We start from the raw sequence: 8445 nt of genomic DNA, 5'->3' as shown, positions 1-8445 counted from the left end.
GTCCATAACCCAGTAACCTGTACCCGCGCTATAAAAAGCTGGAGCTTTATTGTCGGTATAGCTACCTGTACCGGTGATGAATCGCAGGCCGGTCATTGCCGACACAACTCCCAGTACTCCGGCCAGGGTGACATAGCGTTCCGCCAGCGGCACCAGTTGTGCGAGCGCGGCGGTAAGTTCGCGGCACAGTAATTTTTTGCGGTCGTTATCGACGGGTGTGCAATTTGCGACATAGCCAATAAAAAAGCGCTGCAACTTATTCGGGTTGTAACCTATGTCGAGTTGCACCAAGCCATTTAAGGAAGAGGAACTGCGCACGGTAAAAGCCGCACGACCAGGGGAGAATAAATCAAGCCGTACATCGTCATCGATGAGGGGTACAGGTTCGCCGTTGACGGTCAGCCGCTTATGTAACTGCATCAGCACCCTCCTCTTCATCGGGCGCTAATGCGTCGTCGGCAAACTTCAGCACCTTTTCAAAGCCGGTATAGTTTTCTGTGCCCTGCTGTTCTTCCGTGCTGCCAGCCGCTACCGCTTCACCGTTGGCGCTCTGCTGTTGCGCGGTCTGTGTTTGCTGTCGTTGCTCGACTTTTTCGGGAATCGATAAATATTCCGAGAGGGTAAAATTTATCCGCCACGCCTGCTTTTCTGGAATCTTGCGAACATTGAACGCCTCATTAAATTGCACTTGGCGAATATTCATCGACCGCGCGGTTTCATCCACAATATCGAAGACGGTCAGTTTTCCATTTTCATCGACGGATTCCGCCTGCTGAATCAACGCAGATAAATCGGCAGAATTCTCAAAGGTAATCACCAGGGAGACCGTCAGCGATTTTGGCTTAATGCCATTTTTTGCCCGGTCGCTACTGCTGGTATTGCCGCCCAATGATTCCGTTTCAATACGCAAAACACCGTTTACGGCTAACTCAGAACCACGCAGAGTAAAGTCATTTAATCTCATAACCCAAACAACTCCTGCAGGACGGTGAGTTCTCCAGGGGCAGCGGTAAAGAGCATGGCTGCACTAAAGCCGTGGTCGTGATCAAAGGGCCGTGTGGCGGTAATCTGGCTGGCGATCTGCCGCGCTTCGCCGGTCGCAAACAGGCAATAGGTGTTGCCGGTAGCGGTAAACTGGGCCACCAAATTTTCAGTTGTTGCCCTGATGGTATCCAGGTGTTGCTGTTTTTTGGCGGCCAGCGCTTGCAGCTCCTCAAGGGGGTTGCTGTTCTCCACCTCGTAGCCATGAGCGCTGGCAATCTCCGCCCCTATCGCTTGTGAGGCCCAACGGGCTGTCTGTAGCTGGGTCAGCCTGCGCGGTCGCCAGTGGCCGCCCAGCGGTGCACCAGGCAATACAGACTTTTCCGACTCCAGGCGCAACAGCTGCTCGGCTCGGTGCTCGGCCTCGCACAGCTCAGACAGCGGGAACAACTGACACACCGCTTTCAAGCGTTCGGCAAAGGCCCTTAGCGACTGTTCTGCAAAGAGCACGCACACGGCCTCCAGGGGGCCGCTAGGCTTGTGGTTGTCCCAGGCATCCCCCAGCTTGCCCGCGAGTGCCTGTTGCGCATTGGGGGCTGACAGGTGCCGGGTGTAGCTCTCCCCCTGTCCAACGCCTTCCTGATAAGGGTGAACCACCAGCGCGCGCAAATCCGTCCCGAACAGCTCCACCAGGGCATTCTGATTTGCCGCGCTACCGATTGCGGTAGCGGCTGTTGGGTTCATGGCAAAGCTAGGGGAAATCTCCCCCAGTCGAGACAGGGCCGTGGTGATTTCCCCTTTACCTTGCTCCAGGGCCGCGTCCACCGCATCGCTAAGGCCCTTAGCCGTGGGCGGGAACTGTATTTGCGCGCTCTGCCAGGTCATCAGCTACTTGTTTTCCCAGGGGGTTGTACGCTGAATAGAAGCTACGCGTACACCAAAAATATAAATATGCTGGCGACCAGCCACCAAAAAGCCTTTGTTATCTGGCAATGGGTCCAAATGGTGCAAAATATTGCTTGTAGCAAATGGCGTAAATATATGGCGCGGCTGAAAGTGCCAGCGAATAAAGCTCCATAACTTGTTAGACATGGTTTAAATCTCCAGTTTTTTTAATGTATCCAGCAAAGGGCGAGCAATAGCGACATAATCCGCCCCCTCTTCTGCTGATTCCACTTGCGCCTTGGCTTTAATCCGAATATCGCGGATTTTATCTAGGGCGCTATTCCACTTAATGGAAGCTTGTATAATTTTTTCGGCAGCCTCGCGGGGCTCCTCGCCTTTAACTTCAGCGTGGGTTTGTACAGCGGCTGGCACTTCACCAGTAAAACCAGAATCAATAAATCTCTGTGCTTCTGACTTTACCCGCGCATATTCATCGGTCATGCCATAACCAATGGGAACAAAACGCTTTCGCGCTCTCCCCGCTTCATTGTCAATAAGATCAAAAGCAAACTGTCGACTTTTTATAAACGCTTCTTGTTCTGCCTGCTCTTTATCAACCTTGGCTTTTTCTTCGTCCCAGCGATCAATAATTTTTTTAAACTGTCTTATGGAGGTAATTTTCTCGTGCTCTCCACTGCGCAGTTCAATTTCACCTACAGCCTTTTCGCCTTCATCGCTCCACTGTACCGCCCAAATTGAATCATCAATAAGGCCCGCCAAATCAAAATGAAATGCGAGGCCATCAATAACTACGGTATCGTCGCCCGCGTCACCGTTAATAATGGTTAGTTTCATAACGCCCCCTAAGCGATTCGAATAATATGCGCGGCTGCGTAATAGCGCTGGCGCACGTCCACAGAATGGGCATGGTCGCCAACACTGCCAACGGTTATGCTGTGTGAATGACTGCCGTTATTTGTAGTGCTGAAACTGTGCCTATGTGTTCCGCCACTATTAACCGTAACATCGTGTTTGTGTGTGCCGCCGCTGCCAACGCTCACAGAGTGAGTGTGTGATCCTGTAGAATTACTGCTGGCAGTATGATTATGTGCGCCGCCGCTCCCATTGTTTGCGCCAGTCACAATCGAGCCATCGCGGTCACTGGGATCATAGTCCGGGCCATAGGTGGAGGATTCATTACCGGGATATTTCAGCAGCATCACACCGTTAATACTGTGTCCATGCGAAGGAGTGCGAGAAGTTGCAAGGGTATGGTTCGCGACTGAAATAGAATGCGAGTGACTGCCCGCACTACCCGTGGAGGCGCTGTGAGAATGGCTGCCGGCATCAGCACTTGAAGCTGTATGGGAATGGCTGCCGCCGTCCGCAGTATCGCCTGAATGTGTATGGTCTCCCGTCGCATTGGATGAAGCTACGTGAGTGTGGCCACCACTGGGGGAACTTGTCTGAGAATCAGAACCGCCGGATTCACCAGGGCTGTATTCACCACCCGCACACACAATCACGCGGTTTATGGCATTGGGCCGCCCGTCTTGACCATCACACAGCGCCCAGCCTTCGGGAATATCGTCAATGGTCCCATGCCAGAAAACCCCAACATTTTTGGGAATTAAATGATCCAGTGCGGCCCACAACTGTTTTGGGGAAACATAGGTTTGATCATCCTCGCGCCCTAAAACCAGCGCTTTAGTAGCGCGCTTTACAATGCCGTACTTGTCGTCGGTGGCATATTGCTCTTGAAGAACGTAAATATGAGAGAGATTCTTAAGGTACTGGATAACCCCGTGATAACCCACACCGTAAACCCTGCGCTGGTCACTGGCTTCACCGGTTGCCAGTATGTCGGAAATTTTTTCTACATAGTGTTGAACGCCCGCGCCGTCCACATAATCAGCGGCCGCCCCTTGGTGGACCGTAACCACAGTGGACACGCTATCTAAATCCTTTTGCAAAGATACATCGATACAAATTTCTTTAGGAATGGTATTCGGGGTCGCAATAATCAATTCCTGTGCGTTGAAAATGCGGATACCTTCCACATAGCCAATACCCGGCAAGAGTTTATAATTCCCAGACTCCTCCACCAGTTTCCAGCCGTCAGCAAAGAAGGCTGAACGCCCGTACATATCCCGGTTGCTCAGTCTCTCCCGCTCATCCATGGCATTTAACCAGGCACTAAAGTCGATTTGCCAGGTTTCAGCGGGCACAGTAATGCCAGTGGCTTGTTGAGCGTCGACAAACTGCAAAAGGAAATTGCGGGTAATATTATTTCCCTGCGCGCCATTTGCCGTTTCTGTCTTTAGCGTTCGCGGCAGATAGGCCACGGCGACAAGGGTGCCATCACTGGCCACCAACCCCAACCAATTAAAGTGGAAATCGCCGACCTCAGTATCCATCACCAGCGAATACACCACCTTATCCAAGGTTAAATAGCCTTTCTGAGTAACTGCCGCCTGATGCACAACGTCATTGGCTGCCGGCATTGGTTCGGCCAGACTCACCGGCTGGGTGTGATCCAGTCCGTTGATATCCGCCAGAACAAACTGGGTAATTTCCACCGGCTCACCGGCACCGGTCTTGGCGGCAATGTAGGCCGCGCCCGTATTAATAATTGCTGGCATATTCTTTTCCTACAGTGAAGCCTTATAAAAGCCGTTGTCGTGCCCACAATCCGCTGTACGCAATTGCACTTGCAGCGGTGTTAAAACTTCAAATTCGTAGCGGCGACATAGGCGCCCGTATTTTTGCAAAATAATCTGCAACAGTTCCGGGTTATCCGCCATTTGCTGATCCGATAGGTGCAACTTGATCACATCCCAATCCCGGTCGGGCAAGCGCTCTTCAATTTCCACATAGCCAATCAGCAGGCGTTCAAAAATCCGTTTAAGCCCAGCCACGCTGCCCGCGTCCTGTGCATTCACAAACGCATATTTCACCCGCAAGCGATACAGCTGCATAGATTCGCCGTCAAACCGCTTTACCCCTCTTTCCCATGCCAGCAGATCCAGGGCACCCGGCGTACAGGTTTCCGGGTCCTGTTGTCGTACCGGGAAATAAAGCCAGTCTTCTACATGTTGCCAAAAACGTTGTGTGGCGTTACGCAGTTTTGAAAGCTGGGGACCAGACAGCCAAAAAGGCAGTTTCAATTCGATCATACGACGGTCACCGATAGGCTATTGATTCTTGGCAAATCCATCTGGCTAACAATGTAATCGAGATTGAAATCAACACCGCGCAACAACTCGAATTGGCCGTGTAGCTCTCCCCCTAAAAAAGAGAAAGAAAAGCGGCTCCAGGGTTTAACCAGGGTGGGTTTATAGTCTTGATTCTCACGGAATGCCGCGCGAATAAAATTCTCGACGTCCGCTTTGATATTGTCTTTGGTGTCCCCGCTGAGACCATCGATGGTATAAACGGTGACAGTTATGTCATGCTGTGATTCAGGCATGGCAAACACTTTTACATCGTCGCCGTGCCCGTGGTTGCCTTCATCGGTTATTTTCCGCTGTATGCTTTGAATAAAAGTGGCATCCGGGTTGCCGACCTCAAACATCACATAGGCATCGGCGGTACCAGGGCCGCGCGGCGCATCACTATTAAAAAACACATTGTCATCGTTCACCCCGTCAAAGCCGGCGATTAACGACCGGTAAACTGCGTCTGTATGCCATCGGTTAACGGCCATAAACTGTGTGCGAATGCGCTTGCGCAACTCTTCCGGGTCTTCGTCATCGGTGCCGGGGTGAGTGAGCCAGTCGGACAAATTAGTAACCGCAATAACCCCAGGCAACAGCACCGGCAAAACGGAGTAGTAACCCGCTGCCAGGTTGTAGGCACTGCCGGCTTCCTCCGCTTCTACCGGTGCCAGCACCGTGTCCATTCCATCGGTAAACATGACTTTTTCTGTGGTGCGCAGGGTATACACTCGGCCATTAATAACGGGGCTTTGTATTGCGGTATTCTGGGCAACATCCAGGGAGCCGGAACTATCTGCGCGGGTGAATTGCACAAACCCCCGCGCCTTGCCTTTTTTCTTGGGCTCAAGGTTTACCCCATCAGCCTTTAGTTCCAGAAAAGGCCCGCTCGCAGTTTTTACGTACATTTGCGGCATCACAGCTTTAATCTGTGCATTGATCAGCCACATAACCGCCTTGATAACTAATGCCGTAACCATGCGCCACCAGGGCGAAATATCCCGCTTATTAGTAAAAGCAACCTTTTCCGCGTCCACTTCTTTTTCAAACGCTGTGCGTACTTCCGCCTCAGTGGTCGGAACCCCACCCTCTTTTAAAAGATTGGTAAACAGCTGCTGCTCGCTCATAGGGTGAACTCTATAGTTTGATACTCAACCGTTTTTGCACTGACTAAAACAGATTCCTTATCCAATCGAGTTAGCTTTGCCGTGCCCGGCTGAATACGCGTGTCGCTCTCCACCAGGTTTTCCAGGCGGGAGAGATTTAAGGCCCATTTATCAGTCTGCCGTTCACCGACCAATTCCACTAATAACCCGCTTTCGCGGATCATGTGCTTAATATCCTGCGCAATAGAGGCCCGGTCGCTAATCCCCATGGGAACACCGACCGAATCAAGGGCTATATCGTTGTTAATAATTAACAGGTCTTGATATTTAGGTTCAGTCATTAGCCCGCCGCCATTTCCATTTCATCCACAAAGCCATAACCACTCGCCGGGTTATACACTTTGACTTCTCCGATATGCATACCGCCGCGTTGGTTGTTCTGGATATGCTGAGAGATGCCCCCAGTAGGCACAGCGCTAGGCTGATACTGAGGCGTCGAAGCTTTGGGGATACTGGAGCGCTCTTGCTCCACACTGGCTTCTATATTGATGCCCGGTATCAGGTTTAATTTCTCCATCAGCCAATCCGCCGCACTGCCCAAGGCTTCAAACAGATTCAAATCGCCCAGCCAATTCTTTAGGCGAGTAAATAGCGCGGGTATTTTTGCAATCTGCTTAAATAGGAAGCCAAGGATATCCGCGGCAAACAGAAACGGCGCCGCGAGAAGGCGCGTTATCGGGTTGCCCTCTATCGCTTTGCGAATAGAACCCCAGCGCTCAATAAATCCATGAATAAACCCGAGGGTGGCAGCCTTGACGGTATCCCAGTGAATCACCAACAGTGCCAAGCCTGCAATCAAACCGATAACGGCGGCGGCAATCCACATCAGAGGATTTGCGTAAAGGGACAGGCTAAATAATAGCGTTGCTGTGCGTGCGATCTTTAGCCCCTTGGTAAGCAATCCCAGCGCACCAGAACCTAGTGCCACTGCTTTTGTCCAGGCCACTTGCCACCCTACAAGCCCGGCAATGGTTAAGTGCATCAAACCACCCACGGCGGCGAACACCAACACGGTACCGATTAACCCGGCAATCACCAGCGTAGTAATCCCTATCGCTTTGGTGAGGTGCGGAAATTTATAGGACCAATCAACCAGCGTGTCGTTTCCCTCAATGAATTTTTCTACGAGCGGAGTAATAATCGGCAACAGGGAATTACCGATCACCATACGCACCGCCTTGCTACTCTCGCGCCAGCGGTCAAACGGGTCGGCAATCTCGGCAGCCATACGCCGAGCTTTTTCCATACCCTTTACGTTGTCCAAGGCTTGAATATTATTGGCCAGACCTTTGGTATCCAGCATCAGCTGTTGAATCAATGCCACAGCTTCTTTACGCCCGAATGCCTTCATAAGTAACTGGCCTTGCTCGACCGATCCCAAGCCATCAAGCGTGCCTTGCAGCTTGCCGAGAATATCCAGCATGGGCAGCATACGCCCTTGGCTATCGGTAAATTTAAGCCCCAACTGTCCCTGTGCTTTACCAACTCCCTGTAAAAACGACTTGTATTTAGTGCCCGCCTCACTGCCGCTCATGGTGGCCTGTAACTGTCCAAGAATGGCCATCTGTTCGGCCATTTGTATTCCGTGAGATTGACCTTCCGCACCCAAAGTGGAATAGGCAGCGGCCATTTCGGCGCCGTTGGTTTTAAACATCTGCACAGCCGTAGCTGTCTGCCCCGCAACAAGCTCAACCCACTTAGCATTGCCCAGACGTTTAGCATCTTTCTGAAAAATGCCATACATGGTGCCCATATAATGGGTGATGGTGCCCACGTCTGCCTTGGTGCCCTGCGCAAGTATCGCGCTGGCCTCGGTAAACTTGGCCAGCTCTCCACCTTCTAATCCGGAAATAGCACTCTGGATATCGTAAGAAGCGCGAACAAAATCTGCCGCACTGGTTCCGTATTGAATTGAGGAAGCGATAGCCGTGCGCTGTAGTTTATCCAGGGCTTCCCCATGTACATCGAGGCTGCGTACTTCGCCCAGTGCGCGGTTCATTTCGATGGAGGGACCGAGGAGACCTGAAAGTGAGCGCTGTAAAGCCCAGCCACCCGCAGCAGCCGCACCCAGCATGGCACCGCCCTTTGTCGCACGGCTGGAAAGCTTTTCCATTTGCGCATCGATCTTATTGATAGGGCCGCTAGCCTTATCGATGAGTCCGATACGAAACATCAGCTTTTCAAATTTGGTGCTCATT

The 8445-nt window shown here is 51.8% G+C and carries 10 protein-coding genes; all 10 read right to left on the bottom strand.

The genetic code is table 11. The annotated features are described in order from the left end of the window. Positions 1-420, bottom strand: a 420-nt coding sequence (locus ACCI49_RS07975; RefSeq protein WP_371838434.1) for a hypothetical protein, incomplete at its 3' end; no start/stop codon positions are given. After that, entirely contained in the window at positions 407-964 is a 558-nt protein-coding gene (locus ACCI49_RS07970) for a baseplate complex protein (protein WP_371838433.1), read from the bottom strand. The genes ACCI49_RS07970 and ACCI49_RS07975, both read right to left, overlap by 14 nt. After that, positions 961-1866 carry a hypothetical protein gene (locus ACCI49_RS07965; RefSeq protein WP_371838432.1) on the bottom strand — a complete coding sequence of 302 codons (906 nt, stop codon included), beginning with the start codon at positions 1864-1866 and terminating at the stop codon, positions 961-963. The genes ACCI49_RS07970 and ACCI49_RS07965 overlap by 4 nt, the downstream gene beginning before the upstream one ends. 3 nt (positions 1867-1869) lie before the next feature. Then, positions 1870-2073 (bottom strand): hypothetical protein, encoded by a 204-nt coding sequence (locus tag ACCI49_RS07960; RefSeq protein ID WP_371838431.1) that lies wholly within the window; start codon positions 2071-2073, stop codon positions 1870-1872. Positions 2074-2076: 3 nt separating this feature from the next. Next, the gene (locus ACCI49_RS07955; protein ID WP_371838430.1) at positions 2077-2721 is read right to left on the bottom strand and encodes a hypothetical protein; all 645 of its coding nucleotides are present in this window, start codon (positions 2719-2721) and stop codon (positions 2077-2079) included. Positions 2722-2729: 8 nt separating this feature from the next. Further along, positions 2730-4508: a phage tail-collar fiber domain-containing protein gene (locus tag ACCI49_RS07950; protein ID WP_371838429.1), complete on the bottom strand. Its 1779-nt coding sequence runs from the start codon at positions 4506-4508 to the stop codon at positions 2730-2732. A gap of 9 nt (positions 4509-4517) precedes the next feature. Continuing rightward, positions 4518-5042: a phage tail protein gene (locus tag ACCI49_RS07945; protein WP_371838428.1), complete on the bottom strand. Its 525-nt coding sequence runs from the start codon at positions 5040-5042 to the stop codon at positions 4518-4520. Then, positions 5039-6208: a baseplate J/gp47 family protein gene (locus ACCI49_RS07940; protein ID WP_371838427.1), complete on the bottom strand. Its 1170-nt coding sequence runs from the start codon at positions 6206-6208 to the stop codon at positions 5039-5041. Before ACCI49_RS07940 ends, ACCI49_RS07945 begins: the two co-directional genes overlap by 4 nt. After that, complete coding sequence (locus ACCI49_RS07935; protein ID WP_371838426.1) at positions 6205-6528, bottom strand: DUF2590 family protein; 324 nt, start codon at positions 6526-6528, stop codon at positions 6205-6207. The genes ACCI49_RS07940 and ACCI49_RS07935 overlap by 4 nt, the downstream gene beginning before the upstream one ends. Next, positions 6528-8444, bottom strand: a complete 1917-nt coding sequence (locus ACCI49_RS07930; protein WP_371838425.1) for a phage tail tape measure protein — start codon at positions 8442-8444, stop codon at positions 6528-6530. The genes ACCI49_RS07935 and ACCI49_RS07930 overlap by 1 nt, the downstream gene beginning before the upstream one ends. Position 8445 lies beyond the last annotated feature (1 nt).

It is taken from the genome of Microbulbifer epialgicus (assembly GCF_041447265.1).
Classification (GTDB): domain Bacteria; phylum Pseudomonadota; class Gammaproteobacteria; order Pseudomonadales; family Cellvibrionaceae; genus Microbulbifer; species Microbulbifer epialgicus.
Note: the sequence above shows the minus strand (reverse complement) of the source record. Positions and strands in the feature narration are given on the sequence as shown.

Bases quoted from the DNA above. Each gene is read 5' to 3' on its own strand.
- ACCI49_RS07970 (WP_371838433.1), bottom strand. From the start codon at position 964: ATGAGATTAAATGACTTTACTCTGCGTGGTTCTGAGTTAGCCGTAAAC.
- ACCI49_RS07965 (WP_371838432.1), bottom strand. From the start codon at position 1,866: ATGACCTGGCAGAGCGCGCAAATACAGTTCCCGCCCACGGCTAAGGGC.
- ACCI49_RS07960 (WP_371838431.1), bottom strand. From the start codon at position 2,073: ATGTCTAACAAGTTATGGAGCTTTATTCGCTGGCACTTTCAGCCGCGC.
- ACCI49_RS07955 (WP_371838430.1), bottom strand. From the start codon at position 2,721: ATGAAACTAACCATTATTAACGGTGACGCGGGCGACGATACCGTAGTT.
- ACCI49_RS07950 (WP_371838429.1), bottom strand. From the start codon at position 4,508: ATGCCAGCAATTATTAATACGGGCGCGGCCTACATTGCCGCCAAGACC.
- ACCI49_RS07945 (WP_371838428.1), bottom strand. From the start codon at position 5,042: ATGATCGAATTGAAACTGCCTTTTTGGCTGTCTGGTCCCCAGCTTTCA.
- ACCI49_RS07940 (WP_371838427.1), bottom strand. From the start codon at position 6,208: ATGAGCGAGCAGCAGCTGTTTACCAATCTTTTAAAAGAGGGTGGGGTT.
- ACCI49_RS07935 (WP_371838426.1), bottom strand. From the start codon at position 6,528: ATGACTGAACCTAAATATCAAGACCTGTTAATTATTAACAACGATATA.
- ACCI49_RS07930 (WP_371838425.1), bottom strand. From the start codon at position 8,444: ATGAGCACCAAATTTGAAAAGCTGATGTTTCGTATCGGACTCATCGAT.